The 22836-nt window shown below is 46.0% G+C and carries 19 protein-coding genes, 1 pseudogene and 1 riboswitch; of the genes and pseudogenes, 7 read left to right on the plus strand and 13 right to left on the minus strand.

Annotated features, from left to right (window positions below):
• Positions 1–118: 118 nt before the first annotated feature.
• Positions 119–1168, minus strand: coding sequence for a fatty acid desaturase (locus NYE38_RS19575; protein ID WP_061862603.1), 1050 nt, complete (start codon positions 1166–1168; stop codon positions 119–121).
• A gap of 246 nt (positions 1169–1414) precedes the next feature.
• Positions 1415–2572 carry a TetR family transcriptional regulator gene (locus NYE38_RS19580; RefSeq protein WP_134986776.1) on the minus strand — a complete coding sequence of 386 codons (1158 nt, stop codon included), beginning with the start codon at positions 2570–2572 and terminating at the stop codon, positions 1415–1417.
• 141 nt (positions 2573–2713) lie between these two features.
• Between NYE38_RS19580 and NYE38_RS19585 the strand changes: the two genes are divergently transcribed.
• Positions 2714–4051, plus strand: coding sequence for an aldehyde dehydrogenase family protein (locus NYE38_RS19585; protein ID WP_134986779.1), 1338 nt, complete (start codon positions 2714–2716; stop codon positions 4049–4051).
• 37 nt (positions 4052–4088) lie between these two features.
• On the opposite strand, the pseudogene NYE38_RS19590 reads toward NYE38_RS19585, so the two are convergent.
• Together NYE38_RS19590 and NYE38_RS19595 are read right to left on the minus strand one after the other, a co-directional pair.
• Positions 4089–5308: pseudogene (locus tag NYE38_RS19590) on the minus strand (PQQ-binding-like beta-propeller repeat protein).
• A 130-nt stretch (positions 5309–5438) separates the two neighbouring features.
• Positions 5439–5858, minus strand: coding sequence for a DUF5391 family protein (locus tag NYE38_RS19595; RefSeq protein WP_017418531.1), 420 nt, complete (start codon positions 5856–5858; stop codon positions 5439–5441).
• Between the two features lie 142 nt (positions 5859–6000).
• Between NYE38_RS19595 and NYE38_RS19600 the strand changes: the two genes are divergently transcribed.
• The 3 genes from NYE38_RS19600 to NYE38_RS19610 all read left to right on the plus strand — a co-directional run bounded on the left by NYE38_RS19600 (position 6001) and on the right by NYE38_RS19610 (position 8081).
• On the plus strand, positions 6001–6312 hold the full coding sequence (locus NYE38_RS19600) for a helix-turn-helix transcriptional regulator (protein ID WP_014722059.1): 312 nt from the start codon (positions 6001–6003) through the stop codon (positions 6310–6312).
• A gap of 77 nt (positions 6313–6389) precedes the next feature.
• Positions 6390–7556 (plus strand): MFS transporter, encoded by a 1167-nt coding sequence (locus NYE38_RS19605; protein WP_022554014.1) that lies wholly within the window; start codon positions 6390–6392, stop codon positions 7554–7556.
• A 69-nt stretch (positions 7557–7625) separates the two neighbouring features.
• Positions 7626–8081 (plus strand): RDD family protein, encoded by a 456-nt coding sequence (locus tag NYE38_RS19610; protein WP_014419310.1) that lies wholly within the window; start codon positions 7626–7628, stop codon positions 8079–8081.
• A 36-nt stretch (positions 8082–8117) separates the two neighbouring features.
• On the opposite strand, the gene NYE38_RS19615 is transcribed toward NYE38_RS19610, so the two are convergent.
• A complete protein-coding gene (locus tag NYE38_RS19615) occupies positions 8118–8804 on the minus strand; it encodes a VOC family protein (protein ID WP_106067788.1) in 687 nt (228 codons plus the stop codon).
• A gap of 298 nt (positions 8805–9102) precedes the next feature.
• Here NYE38_RS19615 and ahpC point away from each other — a divergent pair, with 298 nt between their 5' ends.
• Positions 9103–9666 carry an alkyl hydroperoxide reductase subunit C gene (gene ahpC / locus NYE38_RS19620; RefSeq protein ID WP_004393188.1) on the plus strand — a complete coding sequence of 188 codons (564 nt, stop codon included), beginning with the start codon at positions 9103–9105 and terminating at the stop codon, positions 9664–9666.
• A gap of 13 nt (positions 9667–9679) precedes the next feature.
• Positions 9680–11209, plus strand: a complete 1530-nt coding sequence (gene ahpF / locus NYE38_RS19625; RefSeq protein WP_025650071.1) for an alkyl hydroperoxide reductase subunit F — start codon at positions 9680–9682, stop codon at positions 11207–11209.
• A gap of 44 nt (positions 11210–11253) precedes the next feature.
• Here ahpF and NYE38_RS19630 read toward each other — a convergent pair whose 3' ends face one another.
• Positions 11254–12486 carry a Fic family protein gene (locus tag NYE38_RS19630; RefSeq protein WP_017418528.1) on the minus strand — a complete coding sequence of 411 codons (1233 nt, stop codon included), beginning with the start codon at positions 12484–12486 and terminating at the stop codon, positions 11254–11256.
• 139 nt (positions 12487–12625) lie between these two features.
• Positions 12626–13972 (minus strand): amino acid permease, encoded by a 1347-nt coding sequence (locus NYE38_RS19635; protein ID WP_129093833.1) that lies wholly within the window; start codon positions 13970–13972, stop codon positions 12626–12628.
• Positions 13973–14117: 145 nt separating this feature from the next.
• Positions 14118–14198, minus strand: a riboswitch (glycine riboswitch).
• 299 nt (positions 14199–14497) lie between these two features.
• Here NYE38_RS19635 and fbp point away from each other — a divergent pair.
• The gene (fbp, locus tag NYE38_RS19640) at positions 14498–16423 is read left to right on the plus strand and encodes a fructose-1,6-bisphosphatase (RefSeq protein ID WP_007407862.1); all 1926 of its coding nucleotides are present in this window, start codon (positions 14498–14500) and stop codon (positions 16421–16423) included.
• 52 nt (positions 16424–16475) lie between these two features.
• Here fbp and NYE38_RS19645 read toward each other — a convergent pair whose 3' ends face one another.
• The 6 genes from NYE38_RS19645 to NYE38_RS19670 all read right to left on the minus strand — a co-directional run bounded on the left by NYE38_RS19645 (position 16476) and on the right by NYE38_RS19670 (position 22811).
• Positions 16476–16940, minus strand: coding sequence for a (2Fe-2S)-binding protein (locus NYE38_RS19645; protein ID WP_340801608.1), 465 nt, complete (start codon positions 16938–16940; stop codon positions 16476–16478).
• On the minus strand, positions 16933–17775 hold the full coding sequence (locus NYE38_RS19650; protein ID WP_017418525.1) for an FAD binding domain-containing protein: 843 nt from the start codon (positions 17773–17775) through the stop codon (positions 16933–16935). Before NYE38_RS19650 ends, NYE38_RS19645 begins: the two co-directional genes overlap by 8 nt.
• The gene (locus NYE38_RS19655; protein WP_340801605.1) at positions 17762–20092 is read right to left on the minus strand and encodes a xanthine dehydrogenase family protein molybdopterin-binding subunit; all 2331 of its coding nucleotides are present in this window, start codon (positions 20090–20092) and stop codon (positions 17762–17764) included. Before NYE38_RS19655 ends, NYE38_RS19650 begins: the two co-directional genes overlap by 14 nt.
• Before the next feature lie 5 nt (positions 20093–20097).
• On the minus strand, positions 20098–20718 hold the full coding sequence (locus NYE38_RS19660; RefSeq protein ID WP_340801602.1) for an NTP transferase domain-containing protein: 621 nt from the start codon (positions 20716–20718) through the stop codon (positions 20098–20100).
• Positions 20715–21731 (minus strand): XdhC/CoxI family protein, encoded by a 1017-nt coding sequence (locus NYE38_RS19665; protein WP_340801601.1) that lies wholly within the window; start codon positions 21729–21731, stop codon positions 20715–20717. The genes NYE38_RS19660 and NYE38_RS19665 overlap by 4 nt, the downstream gene beginning before the upstream one ends.
• Positions 21732–21794: 63 nt before the next feature.
• Complete coding sequence (locus NYE38_RS19670; RefSeq protein WP_257989114.1) at positions 21795–22811, minus strand: FUSC family protein; 1017 nt, start codon at positions 22809–22811, stop codon at positions 21795–21797.
• Positions 22812–22836 lie beyond the last annotated feature (25 nt).

Consider the following 22836-nt stretch of genomic DNA (forward strand, 5'->3'; position numbering starts at 1 on the left):
CTTTGTTCCACCTTCTGCTGCTTGTGTCTACCATCACTTTATCAAAACACCGCCTTCATTGCATCCTCACGTATGAAGAGAAGGCCCTTTCTGATAAGAGAAAGAGCCGCGCGCCATATCAGGCATTTTTCTTTAAAGGTTCTTTCGGTACCGGTTGGGGCAGCGGTGTTTTCCGCGCCTCCCGAAAGGTGACAAATTGCTTTTCGTCCTCATCCCACAGACGGAATTTCATGGATTCAAGACTTGTTTTAAGCGTAATGGTCGGTACGTTTTTTAAAGGCTCGTGCCCCTCATGAGCGGCTTCCAGCTTGTAGTTCGGCACTTTCGGGCTTAAGTGGTGGACATGATGGTAGCCGATATTGCCCGTCAGCCATTGCAAAAGCTTCGGAAGCTTGTAAAAGGAGCTTCCTTCTACCGCGGCCTGCACATAATCCCAATGCTCATCGGCTTCAAAATAAGAATCCTCAAACGTGTGCTGAACATAAAAGAGCCAGACGCCGATTGACCCCGAAATAAGGAAAATCGGACCCTGAACAAGCAAAAAGTTTTCCCAGCCGACAAGCAGGCACGTCGCAGCAGCCAATAAAACAATCGCCGCGTTCGTGAAATAGGTGTTCCAGCGTTCCTTGCGGCGGGCGCCTTTTACATTGAAACGGTTTTTAATCAGAAATACGTAAATCGGGCCGAGAATAAACATAATAAACGGATTGCGATAAAGTCTGTAGCGTATTTTTGTCCAAGCTGACGCTTCGTTGTATTCCTTGACGGTCATCATCCAAATATCGCCGGTGCCCCGTTTATCTAAGTTGCTGCTCGTCGCATGATGAATGGAGTGGCTGCGCTGCCATTGAAGGAACGGAAACAGTGTCAGCACACCTGAAATAAACCCGAACAGCCGGTTCAGCTTCTTTTGTTTGAAAAAGGATTGATGGCAGCAGTCGTGGAAAATAATAAAGATTCTTGTCAAAAATCCCGCTGCTATAACAGTAAAGGCGAGGGTCAGAAGATAGGAGACATCGAGGCTGAAGTAAGCAAGAAACCAAAGGGCAAAAAACGGCACAAACGTGTTGAAAAGCTGAATGACACTATGCTTTGTATCGGCGCCGGAAAATGCGGCAACCTGCTTTTTTAAAGACGCTTGTTTTTGAGTTGCGGCGTGATTGATCATGAATGTCATGTCCCTTCTTTTTCATTATGATCCCAAGTATAACGGGGCGCCAGACGCTTTTGTAGTAGCAGCCATCATGCCCCGAATATGACATTTGTCATGTTTGGCGGCAAAATGCTGATCAGGCGTCATATGAAGGTTTCTTTTTTATAAGGGATAACGCCGGACACTTCATAGCGGCACTTCTCAAAGAAAACAGCAAAAAAGAACCCGGCCTGTTTTCGGCTGAGTTCTTTTTCATCATCCTCACAGCAAAATCACCCGATACTTCTTCACATCCAAAAACTGCAGAAACTCCCGGGCCAGCTTGTCCGGCGCGTGGTCTTTTCCTTCATGAAGGCGATATTGAATCAGACCGACGAGCATGGATGCGACATAGTATGCATAGAGCTTTTTGCCCGCCTGAATGTGCAGAGGCTGATGAAGATAAAACGATTGTAGCGCTCTGAACATTTCCGGGATGACGTCAGGCACTCCGGAACCCTCTCTCAAAAAATGGACGAGCGGCATGCCTTCCGACAGTGCGGAAAAGAGCCGGACGAGCGCAGCTTCCGCTTCTTCCATGGAGCAGTCAGCAGGATCTCCCTTTACCGTCAATAATCCGATCAGCTCCCGGCATGATTGATGAATGATCGTTTTCAGCAACGCTTCTTTGTTGGCATAATGGTCATAAAAAGTGGCACGGCGCAGGTTGCTTTCACGGGCAATATCGGAAATCGTAATCGCCGCATAATCCTTTTTTTCCGCTGCTAAGCCGATCATAGCCTCTTGTAAGGCCTGCCTCGTCCGTGCCACCCGCCGGTCGGCGGGCTTTTTTTCTTCTTGTTCCGGCACCCGGCGGCCGAACAGCCAGTAAAACCGTTTTTGAGAAATCAAATCCCACACCTGCCCGCTGATCGCTTCCGGTGATGCCCCGGGCTCCTCATTCAGCCAGTACAACACAATGGCATACGTGTATAAAGAGCGGTAATGAATGTACATATCCTGTTCGGTCGGTGAGAAATTTGCATTCACCGGTGACAAAAGCACATCATGCCGGAATACATCTTTAAAAAAAGCATGAAAGTGAAAATACGGCATTTTTTGACGATCCATCATCGTTTTGAAAAACGCCCGATGCCGGTCAACAAAAGACAGGGTCGGATGCACTTTTTGCCAGCCGCCATTTAAATGAAGCACATCTTTATGCTTCAGCGAATCATACAGCGCTTCACTCAGCCCGTCCTTCATTTCTTCTGCTATATCTTCTAAAATTGCATATTTATCCTCGTAATAAAGGTACAGTGTCCCCCGGCTCACGTGCGCCCGTTCGGCGATATCCTTCATGGTCACACGGCGGATATCCCGCTCCCCAAGCATAACCAAGAGCGCTTGTTTGATGTCAGTTGTCACAGAATCCGGCATAAGAGACACTCCTTTCATTAGACAAATCACCGCAATTTGTACGGTAACGTATAGATGCGTTTACGCTGTCTTTGCCGCAAAATCACATCACACTATAATAGGCCCTGAAGAAACAAAAAAGCAACCAGAGGAGGAAGACCGATGGATCAGCATATAAAAGCAGACATCAAACGCGTCTTTGAGCTTCAGAAAAAAAAGCAAAAAACACTGCGTGCTTCAACAGCCGGGCAGCGCAGAGAAAAGCTTCAGCGCTTTTTAGATGCCGTCACCGCACATGAAGAAGAAATCATCGAGGCGATCAGACGGGACGTCCGCAAGCCTTATCATGAGGTGAAAAGAGCGGAAACGCAGGGAACGATCAAGGCGATTAAAGATAATATGAACAATCTCGACACCTGGATGGCGCCGAAACGCGTCGGCTCATCCGTCAGCCCCGACGCTGACGGCGTATTAATGTACGAGCCAAAAGGCGTCACCTTAATTCTCGGCCCATGGAATTATCCGTTTATGCTGACGATGGCTCCGCTTGCGGCTGCCATTGCGGCCGGCAACAGCGCGATTGTGAAGCTGTCCGATTTTACGATGGAGACGAGCCATATCGCCGCGACAGTTATTCGCGAGGCATTTCACGAAGAAGAAGTCGCCATTTTTGAAGGTGAGGTCGATGTCGCCACAGAACTGCTCGACCAGCCGTTTGACCACATTTTCTTCACCGGAAGCACGAATGTCGGTAAAATCGTCATGACGGCAGCGGCGAAGCACTTGTCGTCCGTCACGCTTGAGCTTGGCGGAAAAAGCCCGACGATCATCGACAGCGGCTATGATTTGATGGACGCGGCGAAAAAAATCGCCGTCGGCAAATTTGTCAATGCGGGGCAAACATGTATCGCTCCTGACTATCTCCTTATGAAGAAAGAAGTGCAGAGCACCTTTACAGATCTCCTGCAAACCATTGTCAATGCAGGTTTTATGGAGGATGATCATACGGTTGACCGCAACAAATTCACGCAAATTGTCAACGACCGCAACTTTAACCGTGTCAAAGCCCTGTATGATGATGCCATTGAAAAAGGGGCGAAAACGGCGTTCGGCGGCGTATTCGATGCGCATGACCGCACGATTTCTCCGACCGTGCTGACAAACGTCACGCCTGATATGAAGATCATGCAAGAAGAAATCTTCGCACCGATTCTGCCGATTATGAATTACGAAGATATCAGTGAAGCCGTTGATTACATCACTGAACGGGACAAGCCGCTTGCCTTGTATGTATTCAGCCATAATCAGGAGCTGATCGATTATGTTCTGCAGCATACGACGTCCGGCAATGCTTCTGTCAATGATGTCGTCGTTCATTTCACTGACGTCAACCTTCCGTTCGGCGGTGTCAATACGAGCGGGATCGGTTCATATCACGGTGTGTACGGCTTTAAAGAATTCTCTCATGAAAAAGGCGTATTTATTCAAGCCTCTAAATAAAAAAAGAATCCGCGCAGACGACGCGGATTCTTTTTTATTATTTTTTTGCTCCGAATGCGAGCAGTTTCGTATAAGTGCCGACATAGAGCGTGCCGTCTTCAGCCAGAACCGGGGAGGAAATGACATTGCTGTCTGTTTGATAGCGCCACTTTTCATTACCGTCAGCGTCAACCGCATAGACGTTTTTATCGTCAGAGCCGAAGTACACATTGCCGTCCGCATCAATCAGCGGCGCCGTTCTTACAGGCCCGTCCGTATAGAAAGACCAGTTCATATTGCCGGTTTTGCTGATGGAAAACAGCTCGCCGCTTCCGGAACCGACATACACATTGCCGTTATGATCGATCGCTAATGAAGAGCTGGAGAAACCGTTTAACGGGAACGTCCACTTTACAGCACCCGTTGATGTATAGGCGTATAAGTTGCCGTCCTGGTTTCCGGCGTAAACGGTGCCGTCTCTATCAATAACCGGATAGCCTTTAAACCCGTTGGACGTCGTTTTTGACCATTTCACTTGGCCCGTTCCGGAATTGATCGCGTAAAAGATATTATTGTACGTTGCCGTATACAGCGTGCCGTTTGACGCTAACACGGGAGCGGAACCGACCACGCCGTTTGTTTTAAACTTCCACTTTTGCGTCCATGTCGAAGGCGACGTCGGTTTAATCGCATAGATATAGTTATCCAGCGTCGACACATACAGCGTGCCGTCAGAGCCGATAGCCGCATCTGAACTAGGCGCTCCGCTCAGCGGAACCGATGTTAAAATGTTTCCGGTTTCTTTGTCGATGAAATACAGTTTTTTATCGTGAGAAGGAAGATAAATAACACCGTTTGTTCCGAGCACCGGAGTCAGCGTATAGGTCGTCCCGAGGTTTTCCGTCACCCATTTCACAGTACGTCCGGATGATACGCCGTCAGCTTCCCGTCTTTTGATTGAATAAATACGGTGCCGTCCCCGTCAACCGCGGCTCCCGCGCCGTTTTGAGGATTGGCCGGAACATTCTTTTCCCATTTTAACGCGCCATCGGCAGTGCTTGTAAACCGGCTTTCTCTTGACCAGTTGAACATCGTCGGAGACATCGCCTGCGCGTCATACCGTCCCGCCAAGAAACCGGATGCCGCATGATTTTGTTTAAATACCGTTTCCGCAGCTTGAGCAGCCGCCGGATGCAGCCATTTTGCCCCCGGCAGATCAGAAACCGCCCCCACAGATAAAGCCGCAGCAACCGCAGCGCCGGCCGCCAATGTTTTCATTCGCAATGAAGCTGTCTTTTTTTTCAATGTCAGTTCCTCCCGTTTCTATTAAAAACTGCTATACCGCTTTCATCATACCATAATCATCCTATGAAATATTTGTATTTTCGGTAGATTTATAGAACAAATGTCACATAGCCTGCTGATGCTTCGGGGATGATCGAAACGCAGCAATATACCACACCACATTGACGATGAAAGCCGCGCCTGACCAAACGAAAAGGCCGTAATAAAGAGACAGCTCCTGCCCTAAGGAAATTGCGGTCAATAACGTCACCAACAAGACAGCCGCGCAAATGATAAGCCCGATTCCGCAAAAAACGGCCATGATGATTTTCATGACACGAATACCGAGAATATACATAATGAGCGGGACCGCATATATAACAAGGATCTGGCCGACGGCGGCCCACATGCCCGCGGAATTAAAACGATTCGCGTTCGGCCCCGTTTCCGCAAGCGGAGAAAGCGAGACGAGGACCGGCAATAAACAAAACAGCAGAGCGGAAAGCAAGGTCACCGCAACCGTACCTTTTTTCTTTTGATTCATGTGAATATCCTCCTGACAATAACCCGGCTTTTTTACCGGTAATCTGATAATATGTTATATTTTAGCACGATTTTTACTTAATTTGAGAATGTTTTGTCAAAAACGAATTTACAAATCCAGAAAAATAGATATAATAAATGTTATGGAACCGATATTGATTCATAAAGCGCTATCTAACAAAACACGAAGTGATATTATGACGTGGCTTAAACACCCGGAGGACCATTTTGATGAAAAACCTTACCTTGATCAGGGACTCAGCTTCCGCACCGGAATTTGCGTCGGTGATATTCAGGCAAAGTCGGGGCTTGCGCAGTCCGTCATCTCCAGCTACCTGCTGACCATGCAAAAAGCCGGCCTGCTGGAATCCGAACGAATCGGAAAATGGACCTATTACAGAAGGAATGAAAAACAAATTAAAGCCTTTGCTGACTATGTTCAGCACCAGCTATAACCATGAAAGGAGGTTTTTTTTGTTCTAACATATCTATTTTTCTGTATATGTAGTTATAAAAGGAGGCATACATAACAATGAAAAAAAGCAGCTCCATCTTCATTCTGTTTTTGGCATTAGGGGTTTTCGGAATTATCACGACTGAAATGGGCATTATCGGCGTTCTTCCGCAAGTGGCGGACAGATTTCATATTTCTGCTTCAAAAGCGGGGTGGCTTGTCAGTATTTTCGCGTTCATCGTCGCTGTGTCGGGACCGTTTTTAACCTTGCTTGCTTCAGGTATAAACCGGAAATACATTCTGCTTTTGGCGGTGCTGATGTTTGCCGTTTCAAATGCGGTCTACGCGTATACGGCGCATTTCAGTGTCATGCTGGCGTTTCGGATCATTCCGGCTTTATGCCACCCGGTGTTCTTTTCTGTAGCGCTTGCGGCCGCGGCCCGGCTTGTCCCCGCCGGCCAATCCGGAAAAGCCGTAACGAAAGTCTTTTCAGGCATCACCGCCGGCTTTGCGTTCGGCGTGCCTTTCACGTCTTATCTGGCGGATCGTCTCTCCCTTGAATCAGCATTCCTATTCGGCGCTATCATCAGTCTCATCGCATTCACAGGTATTCTTCTCTTTTTGCCATCCATGCCGGTCACAGAAAACATGTCTTTCAGAAGCCAGCTCGGCATCCTTCGCAAGCCGGTCTTGTGGCTTAATATCGCTGCCGTCACCTGTCTCTTTGCGGCCATGTTTTCTGTCTACAGCTATTTTGCGGAGTACCTCGGACGGGTGTCCCATATGAACGGCACATGGGTCAGCTTCATGCTGATGAGCTTCGGAGTGATTATGATAGCCGGGAATTTCGTCTTCGGCGCTTTGTTATATAAAAATATGAAAAAGACCGTCATCCTGTTTCCGCTTCTTTATACAGCCGCCTACTTGCTCATATACGGGTTTGGGACGTCTTTCGCGCCGATGGCCGTCCTCGTCTTCGTATGGGGCGCCGTTCATTCCGGCGGGCTCATTGTCAGCCAGACATGGCTTACTGCGGAAGCAAAGGAGGCCCCCGAATTCGGCAACAGCCTGTTTGTCTCTTTTTCCAACCTCGGCATCACCATCGGAACGGCGGCGGGCGGCTGGTTTATTTCCCATTTGGGAATCCATCAGCTGATGTGTTGCGGCATCATGTTTGCCCTTCTGGCTTTCGGGCTGATCATGGGACGCTTGGCATGGGGAAAGAGGCTGCTCGCAGAAGCTTAAGCTCCGTTGCAAAATCCGGAATGATTACGTATAATATTCCAGATTAAAGCAAGGGAGAGAAAATGATACATGGAAAGACCGGCAGGATTTTGGATTCGGTTTCTGGCTTACGTCATTGATCAAATCATCATAGGAATTCCGATTTTTATCATTCAATTTATGGTCTCTTTTTTATTTGCGGCAGGCGTTGCGGCGGCTGACCCCTTCATGACCGAAAATCAGTTTAACATCTCTTTTCTGGTGTTCGGCGTCATCCCGATTCTTGCGAGCTCTTTTGTGATCAGTATCTTATATTTCAGCCTGCTCACGGCCTCAAAGATGCAGGGGACACTGGGAAAAGCATTGCTAGGCCTTAAGGTCGTCAATGAAGATGGCGGACGCATTTCCATCGGCCAGGCCTTCGGACGCGCTTTCGCATATATCATATCTAAGCTCATTCTTTATATCGGATTCATCATGGGCGCCTTCGGAGAGAAAAAAACGCTGCACGACATCATGTGCAGCACCCGTGTTGTCTATAAATAATGACCTCAAGTCCGGGCCTTTTGAGCCCGGGCTTTTTTATGACGGCTGTGCCCGCCTGATGTCAATGCCGCCCTTTCCGTCAGCCTCAATGCGGATCGTCCCGTTCACAACGACAGACAGCGGATGAAACTCCGCATGCTGATCAGAAAAAATCCAGCGGCGCCCGTTCGGCCCTAAAAGCAAAAACGCCCCATCATTGTAATCACCCATAAAATGAAACCCGTTTTCACTAAGAGGCGCATGCTTTCTCACCGGAATGCCGAAACGCTGCAGCTCCTTCCCGGTCGATACCACCTCGGCAGCCGTCAGATTCACCTCGCCGATATTCAGGACGGACTCAATCGAAAAACGTTCCGCGCTTGCCGGCGATGTGTCTCTCGCGATGAATTCCGCCAGATTGTTGGACGGATCTTTAAAATAAAAGGAACGCGCCTGAATATGGGAGAAATACACCTCATCCTCCCCATCTTCCGTTTGAAAAACGACTTTATCCTTTATCCACGCCTTCGCCTCATCAAAACGATTATTCGGAATGTTAAACGCAAAATGATACGTCGGTTGAGAGTGAGAATCGGCGCGCCTGAATTCCAACTCACTTTCTCCCGCCTTGATGGTAAACGAATCACCGGACTCATCAATTAAAGGAAAACCTAACACCCGTTCATAGAAGTGTTTCGTCTCCTCCAACGCACAACTGTACAAAGTAATGTTATTTATTTGCATGATCATACCCCCTTTGGTTTATACTGCCATATAGAGGGGTTGATTCCTACTGTTTCGATTCACCAATTGAGAATCCCCCTTTCGCCCGGCGCTAAACATGACAAACAGCGCCAAACCGCTTATACCAGGCGTTTTTTAACGTCTGAAGCAAAAAAAGCAGAAAATAATACCCCATATAGCTTGACAAAAAATAAATGTTATTTAATAATCTATATATAATTAGAATTATTATTGAAAGATAAAGTGAATGCTTTGTCTTTTTAATATATTTCAAATCACATTTCAGGAGGAAGATATTATGTCTTTAATCGGAAAAGAAGTACTGCCATTCGAAGCAAAAGCTTTTAAAAACGGTGAATTCATCGATGTAACAAACGAAGATTTGAAAGGTCAATGGAGCGTTTTCTGCTTCTACCCAGCGGATTTCTCTTTCGTTTGCCCGACTGAACTTGAAGATCTTCAAGGACAATACGCTGCACTGAAAGAATTAGGTGTTGAAGTATACTCTGTTTCTACAGATACTCACTTCGTACACAAAGGCTGGCATGACAGCTCTGAAAAAATCGGCAAAATCACTTACGCAATGATCGGTGACCCATCTCAAACGATCTCCCGCAACTTCGACGTTCTTGACGAAGAAACTGGTCTTGCTGACCGCGGAACATTCATCATCGATCCTGATGGCGTGATCCAAACAGTTGAAATCAATGCAGGCGGTATCGGCCGTGACGCAAGCAACCTTGTAAACAAAGTAAAAGCAGCTCAATACGTTCGTCAAAACCCAGGTGAAGTCTGCCCGGCTAAATGGGAAGAAGGCGGCGAAACACTTACACCTAGCCTTGATTTGGTAGGTAAAATCTAAGGAGTGCATTCCATTGGTACTTGATGCAAATATCAAAGCACAATTAAATCAATACATGCAGCTAATTGAGAACGACATTGTTCTCAAAGTAAGCGCCGGTGACGATGACACTTCTAAGGACATGCTGGCTCTCGTTAACGAGCTGGCTTCCATGTCATCTAAAATTTCAGTTGAAAAAACTGAATTAAACAGAACACCGAGCTTCAGCGTTAATCGTACCGGAGAAGACACAGGCGTTACATTCGCCGGTGTTCCTCTCGGCCACGAATTTACATCTTTAGTGCTGGCATTGCTTCAAGTCAGCGGCAGAGCCCCTAAGGCTGATCAAAAGGTCATTGACCAGATTAAGAACATCAGCGGAGAATACCGCTTTGAGTCTTATATCAGCCTGACGTGCCACAACTGCCCTGATGTCGTCCAAGCATTAAACATGATGAGCGTGCTCAACCCGAATATCACACATACAATGATTGACGGCGCGGCATTCAAAGAAGAAGTAGAAAGCAAAAACATTATGGCTGTTCCGACTGTTTTCTTAAACGGTGAATCTTTCGGAAGCGGCCGTATGACCATCGAAGAGATTCTCGCGAAAATGGGCAGCGGCGCAGATGCGTCTGAGTTTGCCGACAAAGAGCCGTTTGACGTTCTTGTTGTCGGCGGCGGACCTGCCGGCGCAAGCGCGGCGATCTACACGGCGCGTAAAGGCATCCGCACCGGTGTCGTCGCTGAACGCTTCGGCGGCCAGGTACTCGACACCATGAGCATCGAAAACTTCATCAGCGTCAAAGCGACTGAAGGACCGAAGCTCGCTGCAAGCCTTGAAGAGCACGTGAAAGATTATGATATTGACGTCATGAACCTTCAGCGCGCGAAACGCCTTGAGAAAAAAGACCTCTTCGAACTTGAACTTGAAAACGGCGCTGTACTGAAAAGTAAAACAGTGATCCTTTCAACAGGTGCCCGCTGGCGCAATGTCAACGTACCTGGTGAGCAAGAGTTCAAAAACAAAGGTGTCGCTTACTGCCCGCACTGTGACGGACCATTGTTTGAAGGCAAAGACGTAGCGGTTATCGGCGGCGGAAACTCCGGAATCGAAGCGGCGATTGACCTTGCAGGTATCGTCAATCACGTGACTGTGCTGGAATTCGCGCCTGAACTGAAAGCAGACGAAGTCCTGCAAAAACGTCTTTACAGCCTGCCAAACGTCACTGTGCACAAAAATGCACAAACGAAAGAAATCACAGGCGACCAAAACGTAAACGGCATTACGTTCGTTGACCGTGAAACAGGCGAAGAAAAACACGTTGAACTCCAAGGTGTATTCGTCCAAATCGGTCTCGTGCCTAATACAGAATGGTTAGACGAAACGGTCGAACGCAACCGCATCGGCGAAATCATCGTCGATAAGAGCGGCGCGACAAGCGTTCCCGGCCTATTTGCCGCAGGGGACTGCACAGACGGCCCGTACAACCAAATCATTATCTCCATGGGATCAGGTGCAACTGCCGCTTTAGGCGCATTTGATTATTTGATCCGGAATTAATGTGAAAGCCGCCATTCATATGGCGGCTTTTTTAAATATACTAATTAAGAAGGCAGTATCTCCTCTAAACAATCCTCCCTGATTTTATAAGATTTTGGCCTTCTGCTTACCAGCTCAACAAATCCTTGCTGTTCTAAATAATCCATTACTCTGTTAATTTTATGTCTCGATTTATTTGAGAGCTCCATTAAATCTTGCACCGACAGCGTAACCTGATCATTTACAAATACATTAATCGTGATAATGATATTAAAAATATCACGTTCATCCTTATAATCAGCCCATTGATCACTATCAATATAGTTCCTAATTCGTTTCAGTTTCATTAAATTAAATTCAAGATCCTCAATAATCCCTTTTTGTCCTGACAGAAGCAATTCCAGCATATCCATTAAATAAAAAGTCAGCTCTCCCCGGTTTAAAGGTGCGGGAATTTCCTCTAATGCCTTATAATACTTATCTTTGTTCTTATTAACTGCGTAAGAAAAAGTGATGGCTGAATATTTTTCTAAGTATCGGGACAAATAACTCCCAACGATAAGGCGTCCTGTTCTTCCATTGCCGTCATAAAAAGGATGAATGTATTCATAGTAGTAATGAGCTGTCATGTAACGATACAGCTGGGGATGTGTTTCATCATGAAGATAAGCAATTAAAGCCTCAAGCGCTTCTGTTATCTTCTGTTCAGAATTAACGCCGATATGGGTGGTCATGTTCCCATCGTTCACTTCAACATAGCCTTTTCTGAATAGCTCACCATCCGGCGCATCTTCTGCTCCGATTTCATCTGCGACCAGCTCGTCATATAATTCCCTAAAGTCATGAATGCTTGTAAACGACGGAATTCGGTCTATAAATTGATATGTTTTCATCAATCCGACAAACCGCTTATGTGAGGGCTCGGATTGTTCTAACGCTTTAAGAGCCTCTTTCAATTCTTTTTTTGTACTGCGGATTCCTTCAATTTCATTATTACTCTGTGCTTCATTAATAATTAATTTATCAAAATAAGGTTTGACGGCAAATTCGGGGAGCTGACTGATAAGGGATGAAATTTTGGAACTGTTTAACAACACTTCATTATTCAGCTTCATGAGTTTATGTGTATTCACATAAAATAGCTCAAATGAATCGCCCGTGGGTCGGCCTTTTCGGAACCCCCGTATGTTTAATGATGTTGAATAACTGCCATAGCTGCTTGTTCTCTTTTTAAATTCTTTCTCATATGAATCAGCATCCATTTTATAAAAAAGCTTAGATAACTTCTCATACTTCATATCATCACCTCGCTTAATTTAAAATTATACACTTTTTTAAATTATACAATCATTATAGCCTGATTTCTAACAAATATTCTCGCTTTCCAATCAAAACAAAAAACGGCATACTGCATGGCAGTACACCGTCTGAAGCAATTCAATCTGTCTTTCTCCCTCTCGCCCGATAGATAAGAAATAATCCAATAAACCACAGCGGCGTCAGCAGCAAAGCCGGGCGCGTTACATCCGCAAACAGCATAATCACCAGAATGACGGCAAACAGCGCCAGCACGGCGTAATTGATAAACGGCGCAAACGGCGCCTTGAAAGACGAGCTTGCATGTAAGTCCGGACGGGTTTTCCTGTATCTGATATGACAGACAAGAATCACGCCCCACACCCAAATGAAACAAATCGCGCTGATGGTGGTCACGATGCCAAAAGCCGCTTCCGGTATCAATTTGCTTAAAAGAGCGCCAGCTGACAGCACAATAACCGATATCCATAATGCGCGGCTCGGCACATGATTTTTATTCAGCTTCGCAAAACTTGCAGGCGCTTGTTTCGTTTTGCTTAAGTTATACAAAATCCGGCTTGTTGAAAACATCCCGCTGTTACAAGCAGAAGCGGCAGACGTTAATACGACAAAATTAATGATTCCCGCGGCTAACGGGATGCCGACCAGGCTGAAGGTCTTTACAAAAGGACTTTCCGCCGCATTCAGCTGCATCCACGGATTAATACATAAAAGAATGAGCAATGCCCCGACGTAGAAAAATAAAATCCGCAATGGAATTTTATTGATAGCGGACGGAATATTTTTTTTCGGATTTGACGTTTCCGCCGCCGACACACCCACTAACTCCACACCGACATAGGCGAAGATCACCATCTGGAACGAAAGCAAAAAGCCTGAAAATCCGTTCGGAAACAAGCCGCCGTGCTCCCACAGATTCGCCGCTGAAACCGTTCCGGTATGCGTTTTGAACCCAATCACCAGCAGAACCACCCCGATGACAATTAACGCGAGAATCGTGACTACCTTAATTAAGGCGAACCAAAACTCCAATTCTCCAAAAATCTTGACTGTTAACAGATTAAGCCCTAATAAAATGAGCAAACAGATAAGTGCAGGAACCCACTGCGGAATGTCAAACCAATATTTCACATACACACCGACGGCGATCACATCCGCCATAGCCGTCATAATCCAGCAAAACCAGTAGGTCCAGCCGGTGACAAACGCTGCACGCGGCCCTAAATACGCCTCGGCAATATCCGTTAATGATTGGTAGCCCGCTTTAGATAACAGCAGTTCTCCCAGCGCCCGCATGACGAAAAAAAGCGCAATACCTACAATAAAATACGCAAAGATGATAGAAGGACCCGCCAGCTGAATCGCCTTACCGGACCCTAAAAACAATCCGGTGCCGATCGTGCCGCCAATGGCGATCAGCTGCACGTGCCGATTCGATAAGTCCCTCTTTAGCTCTCGCTGCTCCACATCTGACTCCTCCTTACCTCTCTAGTGAACGACGAGCAAAAAAAGCCAATAAAAAAAGAGATTGGATGCCCTCCAATCTCATGGTCATAAGAATATCAAATTATATCTGCGCCGCTGACAATCAACAGCATGACAAATACATATTCGGTACTCTTCTGTCCTTTTGCCTGAGATTGTGAACCCTTCGGCGCCGCGGAAAACCCGCGGTCTCTCCAGAAGCCGCTCCTGCTGTAGTTCGACCCACAGCAATCATAGCCTGCTACGTATTGAGTTTCTGATAGAAATACCTATCAGCTAACTTTTTATTTTAATGGAACTTGAATGCATTGTCAATAGAGGGATGAGCTGCACGGCGTTATCCCGGTCCAATTTTTGATGCCTGAAGCGCCGTATTTTCCGTTTTCATTGTCTCAAAAAGGCGTTATGCGGTACTATCATATAAGGTCTAATCATTTAAACATTATGTCATACTTTAAATTCACTTTATCATACAATTGCTCGTAAATAAAAAGGGGATGGACGAGATTGGAAACGAAATATTTAGATCTGCTCGCACAAAAATACGATTGTGAAGAAAAAGTGGTCACGGAAATCATTAATCTGAAAGCGATACTGAACCTGCCGAAAGGAACCGAGCATTTCGTCAGTGATCTGCACGGGGAGTATCAGGCATTCCAGCACGTGCTGCGGAACGGTTCAGGAAGGGTAAAAGAGAAGATCCGCGATATTTTCAGCGGCGTCATTTACGATAGAGAAATTGATGAACTGACGGCTTTAGTCTATTATCCTGAGGACAAACTGCAGCTGATCAAACATGACTTTGATACGAAAGAGGCATTAAACGAGTGGTATAAAGAAACGATTCACCGGATGATTAAGCTCGTTTCTTATTGTTCTTCCAAGTACACCCGCTCCAAATTGCGCAAAGCGCTGCCCGCCCAATTTGCTTATATTTCTGAAGAGCTGCTGTACAAAACAGAACAAGCCGCCAACAAGGAACAATACTACTCCGAAATCATAGAACAGATCATTGCGCTCGGCCAGGCCGATAAGCTGATCACCGGCCTTGCCTACAGCACGCAGCGTTTGGTGGTCGACCATCTGCATGTTGTCGGCGATATTTACGACCGCGGACCGCAGCCGGATAAGATCATGGAAGAACTGATCAACTATCATTCAGTGGATATTCAATGGGGGAATCATGATGTTCTCTGGATAGGCGCTTATTCCGGCTCAAAAGTATGCCTGGCAAACATTATCCGCATCTGTGCCCGCTATGACAATCTGGATATTATTGAAGACGTTTACGGCATCAATCTGAGACCGCTATTGAACCTTGCTGAAAAATATTACGATGATAACCCGTCTTTCCGCCCGAAAGCGGACGAAAACAGACCGGAAGATGAGATTAAACAAATCACAAAAATTCATCAGGCGATTGCGATGATCCAATTTAAGCTTGAGAGCCCGATTATTAAGAGACGGCCGAACTTTAATATGGAGGAACGGCTGTTACTGGAAAAGATCGATTATGACCGCAATGAAATCACGCTGAACGGAAAAACATATCAACTGGAAAACACCTGCTTTGCGACGGTGAATCCCAAACAGCCTGACGAGCTGTTAGAGGAAGAAGCAGAAGTCATGGACAAGCTGCTGTTCTCTGTTCAGAACTCCGAAAAACTGGGCCGCCATATGAATTTTATGATGAAAAAAGGCAGCCTTTATTTAAAATATAACGGCAACCTGCTGATTCACGGCTGTATTCCCGTCGATGAAAACGGCAGCATGGAAACGATGATGATAGAGGATAAAGCTTATGCGGGCCGTGAGCTGCTCGATGTATTTGAACGGTTCTTACGGGAAGCCTTCGCCCATCCGGAAGAAACCGATGATCTGGCGACAGATATGACGTGGTACTTATGGACAGGCGAATACTCTTCCCTCTTCGGAAAACGCGCCATGACAACCTTTGAGCGATACTTCATTAAAGAGAAGGAAACGCATAAAGAAAAGAAAAATCCGTATTACTATTTGCGTGAAGACGAAGCAGCCTGCCGAAACATCCTGAAGGAATTCGGCCTCAACCCGGATCACGGCCATATCATCAACGGCCATACACCGGTAAAAGAAATCGAAGGCGAAGATCCGATCAAGGCAAACGGAAAAATGATCGTCATCGACGGCGGCTTCTCCAAAGCCTACCAATCCACAACAGGCATCGCCGGCTACACGCTCTTATACAACTCCTACGGCATGCAGCTCGTCGCCCATAAACACTTCAACTCCAAGGCCGAAGTGCTGAGCACCGGAACCGACGTCTTAACAGTGAAACGATTAGTCGACAAAGAGCTGGAGCGGAAGAAAGTGAAAGAAACAAACGTCGGTGAAGAACTGATGAAAGAAGTGGCGATTTTGGAGAAACTGCGGGAGTATCGGTATATGAAGTGAAGAATATGGAGTTCAGAGATGATTCTCTGGGCTCTTTTTTTACGGTTGCGAACTAAGAAGTCCCTTTCCCTGTATGTAAAACGGATTTAACCGCTTCTTCAATCTCCCTATAACCGGTACATCTGCAAATATTGGACTCCTGCCAATTTTTTATCGTGTCATCACTTGCATTCGGCTCAGTATTCACTAAAGCATGACAATTCATGAGAAACCCCGGTGTGCAATAACCGCATTGAAATGCGAATTTTTCAATAAAGGCCTTTTGAATCGGCGTATTGATCAGTCCTTCAATTGTCGTAATGTCCTTTCCTTCCCCTTCTGCCGCAAGCATTAAGCAAGATTTCATCGGCACCCCGTCCGTTAATACCGTACAGGCGCCGCAATCCCCATTTAAGCAGCCCGGCTTTGCACCAGTTAATCCGAGACGAAGACGAAGAGCAAATAACAAAGTATCAGCCGGCCTGACCGTCATCTGTCTTTCCTCGCCATTTACTTTCAACGTAATAGGATCAGACATTTGGACCTCCTTCTAATTCCCGTAAGGCATCTAAAATTGTATTTTGCAAGACAAACATTCGGTATTCACTTGAGCCTTCTGCGTCATCAAGAACGGGTTTGGGTACATACTGTAAAGACCTGCTTACTCTTTCTTCTGCTGATCGGCTTTTATCGTTAAGCACAGCCTCCATTTCAGCAGAACGAAACGGAAATGGACATACGCCGCTGAAGGCCATTCTGATCTCATCATCTTTTTTCAGCGCACAGACTGTCACCAATGGATACCCGACATTCCACTGCTGTCTTCTTTTGATACTGACAAATGGCAGGTCAACGTACGCTCGATCGACAACGACATGAAATAAAAAATCACCTTTTTGCAACTGTATTTCCTTGTTAAATACTTTATTTATGGGACGGTAATGAATCCCCGCTCTCCCTGCAATCCCTATCAAACTATCAGAAATCAGCAACGGCAGCACGGCCTCACGGTAATAGATGCCCCCGCAAATGTTTCCGCCCAGGCTGATCTTATTTCGAGTCGTCCGATCGGCTATTTCACTGACTGTTTTACTTAATAGCGGAAATGGATTTTCTTCCTCCAGTTTCGTTAATGACACGCCCGCTCCGATCACCAAATCATTTTCATAAAAGCGGATGGTTTGAAATTCCGGAAGCGCGTTCATATCTATCACCGCATCCGTATAGACGATATTCAGCCTTCCTAACGTGATAATTTCCGTGCCGCCGGAATAATACATTGGTGTTTTCTTTTCGGCCGCAAGCGAGTGAAACAGACGGGTTGTTTCTTGAATGGTCTTCGGTTTAAAATAGTCAAAATCAAACGGTATCATCTTTCCACCCCTCTTGCGTCCTCCATAATTGTTCGGGAATGAGAGGAAGTTGATTCAATTGGACACCTAAAGCGGCGGACAGGCAATTTCCCAATGCTGCCGGCATCCCCAACAGTCCGTGTTCCCCGCCGCCGCGCGCCCCATAAGGCGCAATCACATGCAGGGTTTCAACAAATTCAATGATATATTCAGGCTGCTCTCCATAGTGAAGGGGGCGGTATGTTCTAAGCTGAGGATTTAATACTCTTCCATATGAATCAAATACAAAGGTCTCTCTTCCTCTAAATGCAATTCCCATACTCATCGCCCCCATCACTTGGCCCCTTGCCGCTTTTTCATTCAGTACAGTTCCCATATCCACAACAGAATAGGCTTTAGTAATTCTGTACGTATAATCCCGTTTATCCAACTCAACTTCAATTCCCTGAGCACCGACAGCCCATTCGGGTCCCGGCTTTCCTCTTCCCGTTTCCCGGTCTAAATTCGTCATCCGGGTTAATGTGTAATTGCCGCTCGCAATGATTTGGCCGCCAATGGTATTTCCATTTGGAAACGTATATCCGTAAGCAATGTCTTTTATTTCAACATGTACAGAAGGATGATCTATAAAATAAACCTTTCCGTCGGCAACTTCCAATTCCTCGACAGGAACCCGCAACACACATGATGCCACATCCTTCAGCTTTCGAATGGCTTCCTCCGCTGCATTCAGTACGGCTCTTCCGGCCATTAACGTCCCTCTGCTCCCCACGGTTTTCCAATGCTCGGGTGTTGTTTGTGTATCTACAAGCATTTTTACGTGAATTTTGCTTATATCCATTTTCATTCGTTCTGCTAAGATTTGGGCTAGCACTGTTTTTGTCCCTGTTCCAATCTCCACTATCCCTGACATCAAATTAATGCTTCCATCAGGATTAAAGGTTAAAATCACTCCGGACGTTGCATTTGTATCAAATGTTGAAGTTTTCCAAATGCAGCTGATTCCCTTCGCCCGTATCTTCCGGCCGTCGATTTCAATTCGCTGTCCCTCGTCCCAATTCATTAATTCCTTCAATCTTTCAATGCATTTCGGCACATTTCCGACCGTGCTTGAATTGAGAAGAACTTGAGTAGGTGTAGTGTCACCGGGACGAATGGCATTTTTATAGCGGATTTCTAACGGGTCCATGTTCAGCTTTTCCGCCAATACATCCATCGTCCGCTCAAAGGCAAATAACACTTCAGCATGGCTGTAGCCCCTGAATGCACTTGGATATGGATGATTCGTATACATACAATATGAATCACACCGTATATGGTCGATAGCGTACGGACCCGTACAATCAACCACTGCAGCCCGGCTGATGTCCACTCCTTTATCAGAATACGCTCCGCCATCAAATAAAAGCTGAATGTCCGCCGCCTTTAAGATTCCATCCTTTGCAGCCCCTAATTTAACAATGGCATCCAATCCTATATGAACGGGAGATGTGATCATATCCTCTTCTCTCGTATTAAATAATTTGACGGGTCGGCCTCCAACCGCTTTTGATGCCAAATAGGCAATCACCTCTAACTGAACGGCTGCTTTTCCCCCGTACGCTCCTCCTACTAAAGGCGTTTTGACGATAACCTTTCCGGGTTCGATTCCAAAATACCACTGCATTAATTTTTTAATGGCAAAAGGAGCTTGAGAAGATGTGGTAATGATAATCTCCTCATCCGCCCGAATTTCAACAATCGAGCATCTTGTTTCCATCGCAGCGTGATCAGAAGGGTTAAAGGAAATTTGGAATTCTGCTGTCACATCACTTTCCCTAAACCCGTCTTCAATATTTCCTTTTCTAACCTTATCCAGGTTTGCGATATTTGTCTTCGGAACCGGGAATACACCTTTTGTCTTCTCATAGCGGTCCGCATGTTCATGGACGAGTGGCGCATCCTTTTGAAAGGCCTCACGGGGGGAATTGACGACGGGAAGAGGTTTATAGGATACTTTGATGGCATCCGCTGCCTTTTTAGCTGTAATCGGATTTTCCGCAACAACAACAGCAACCGGCTCACCATGGTATCTGACCCTTTTATAAGCAATCGGCGATCTGTCTTTAATTTCCTCACCTGCAAGCGGAAAAGGTTCATCACCCAATATCGCTCTCACGCCGGGAATCTTCCAAGCTTCTGAAAAGTCCATAGACACAATATCGGCATGCGCATATGGACTGGTCAGCATTTTTGCGTGCAACGTCCCTGTTTCTTGAAAATCATCCGTATATTTCGCTTTACCCGTCACTTTTTCAAAGGCCTCTTTTCGAATGACACTCTTCCCGATATACTCCAACTCATTCACTCCCCGAATTTATTCAGCAGCAGCGTATAATCTTCAGCTGTATCGACGTCATAAAAAAGCAAAGGGTCTTGAAAGCTGATCATTTTTCCCGTATTGATCATACTTTCACGGATCACATGCCGGGCGCCCTGGTCTCCCTTTAACTGATGCAATACCGGAAAACATTGATTGGAGAATAAAATGGGGGGCATAGGAAGATGTTGATTTTCAGCGGCGATAAATGAATAACGGCGCTCCTTGTGATAGGAATCAATTAACGTATTGATGATATCTGCGGTGACAAACGGCTGATCTGCAAGGAGAATGATAACGGCGTCAGCCTCATACTCTGCCGCTTTTTTTACACCGCATTGTATAGAATGGCTTTGGCCCTTACCCGCTTGCTCACATTCTGCCTGGCTCCACTTATTTGACATAGGGGATAAAAAGAAAAATTCCGAAAGCCAATGCAGTGAATCTCCCTTTCTCGTTATAACGAAAATATGATCTAATTCAGATAACAAGGCATTTTTAAGAGCCATACTTCCAAGGGAAACTCCATTGAGAACTAAACTTCGCTTATCCGTCCCCATGCGTCTGCTTATACCGGCTGCCAGGTAAATGGCTGCTGTTTTCATAAAGCAGACCTTTGCTTTCGCATTTTTTTAATCATCTCGCCGACAATACTTACAGCAATTTCCTCAGGCCCTTGTGCCCCGATGGGAAGCCCAATAGGGGAATGAATATCCTCCGGAATCTCCGCCCCGCCTAACAGCCGCTCCGTGCGCCTTCTGGGGCCTAAAACGCCTTTATAAAACACATTCTCGTTTTTTATTGTATGTAAAATGATCTGATCTTTTTGAAAGCTGTGCGTCATAATGACAACAAAATCCCTTTTTGTCATGCTCAGGCCTTCCATGACTTCTTCCGGCGCTCCCGTTATCAAATGGCCGGCTTCAGGAAAATGCCCGTGATGACATAAGGCGGGACGCCAGTCAATCACCGTCACATGAAAGCCCGCACGAGCCGCCAACGAAACTAACGGCCTCGCATCTTCTCCTGCTCCGAAGACATATAAACAAGGTTTTGGCACCATCTGATGGATAAAAAACAAATCAGATGTATGTTCATCTCTTTTGATTCCCTTCTCTGTCTGTCTCAGTTTTTGAATACAGCCTTGCTCCATCACATCCCCGGTTCCAAACACGCTGCCGTCTTCAGCGATATACAGATCTTCCTTCGGCTCTAACGTTTCAGTGAATCGTTTCACTCGGGTCACAGATTTTTTTCCATCTAAGCATGTCTTGACTGTCATCAGATGCCGTTCCAATTCCCCTTTTACAGGCTCAAGCAACACCGTCAAAACACCATTACAGCCAACGCCCTGTCCCCAGGATAAATCGTCTTCCGCGCTCATATCAAAGCGGACAATCACCGGCTCTCCTGCAGCCCAGACCTGCTCTGCCCTTTCAACGAGATCTTCTTCCAGACAACCGGCGGATAACATGCCGACTCTTGTTTTGTCCTCTAAAATCAGCATGGAGGCGCCTTCTTTCTTATAAGCGGACCCCTCTGTTTTAATAATGGTAGCCAGTACCTTAGCTTTCTTAGAATTAGCGATGACATCCAAAATCCGGTGTATATCATCCATCTCATGTCCCCCGCTTTTACCTGATCATATCTGTATATCCGTATTCTTTTTTTCCAGAAAACATTACAAACGCTTCAGCAATTTCTTCGTTTCTAAAAAAAAAGAGTCTTTATAGACCTTATGACCGGGCGGCGGGTGCGACAGCAAGTCGGAGCGGAGAGATTCCAATAACACGTTCTGTTCCTTCTGTTTCCGATTGTCTGTTTCACCCTCCTGTATGCCTTTAAAACCCGCAAAATATTCACTTAACACTTGTAAATTATTCCCCAGCTCCCTTTTGTCACTTGAAGATAAAGCTCCTTCTTTTTCCCATTCTTTTAACGTTTTCACTATATTTGATAGATACTCAAATCCGGCGTTCAACTTTTGCATCTCTATTTGATAGCTTGAAATGATGATTTTATGTTTTTTTCTGACGGGGTTGAATTTTAAGCTGTCAGAGGCTGTTTGCAGCATCTCTTTTGCCGTATGCAGCTCCCGCAGAAGATGGTTCATTTTATATTCCATAAGGTTCCCTTTTCCTTGTCCCCACTCTGATTGCACCCATTTGGAGAGGTCTGAAAGTGTGCCGGAAAGCTGACGAGCCAATGTTTGAAAAGAGTCCGCTGCCTTTTTTGTGTAGTCCGGCGGAAAAAGGAACATGTGAACCAGAATGGCGATGATGACGCCGATCACCGTATCGATGATTCGGTCGAATGCATAATCTTTAGAGTTCCGTTCAAACGTAAAGACCAACAAAATGGTGAGCGCTGCCTGATGTAAAACCGTTACATCTATTCGTAACCACTTCGCAATGTAAGTACCGCCTAATAGGAACAGCCCCAGCATCCAGCCATTCATTGGCAAGTGACTGACAAGATAGGACGTTAGCATGATCCCAATCGCAGTTCCCGCAATACGATGAAAAGAAAAGCGAATTGACTGATCTATCGTTGGCTGCAAACATAAAATAACAGAAAGAGGCGCTAAATAGGGGTGATCAGAGCCCGCCAGTTTTGCCGCTTCCCAAGAAACAGCAGATGCAATCGCCATCTTCCAAACCAAAGATGTTTTGTTTTGAATTTTTTTACTTTTCATCATACGCCCCCTCCTTTCAGAAACCTTT

The sequence above is a fragment of the Bacillus sp. EU63 genome, assembly GCF_038592915.1.
GTDB classification, from domain to species: domain Bacteria; phylum Bacillota; class Bacilli; order Bacillales; family Bacillaceae; genus Bacillus; species Bacillus velezensis.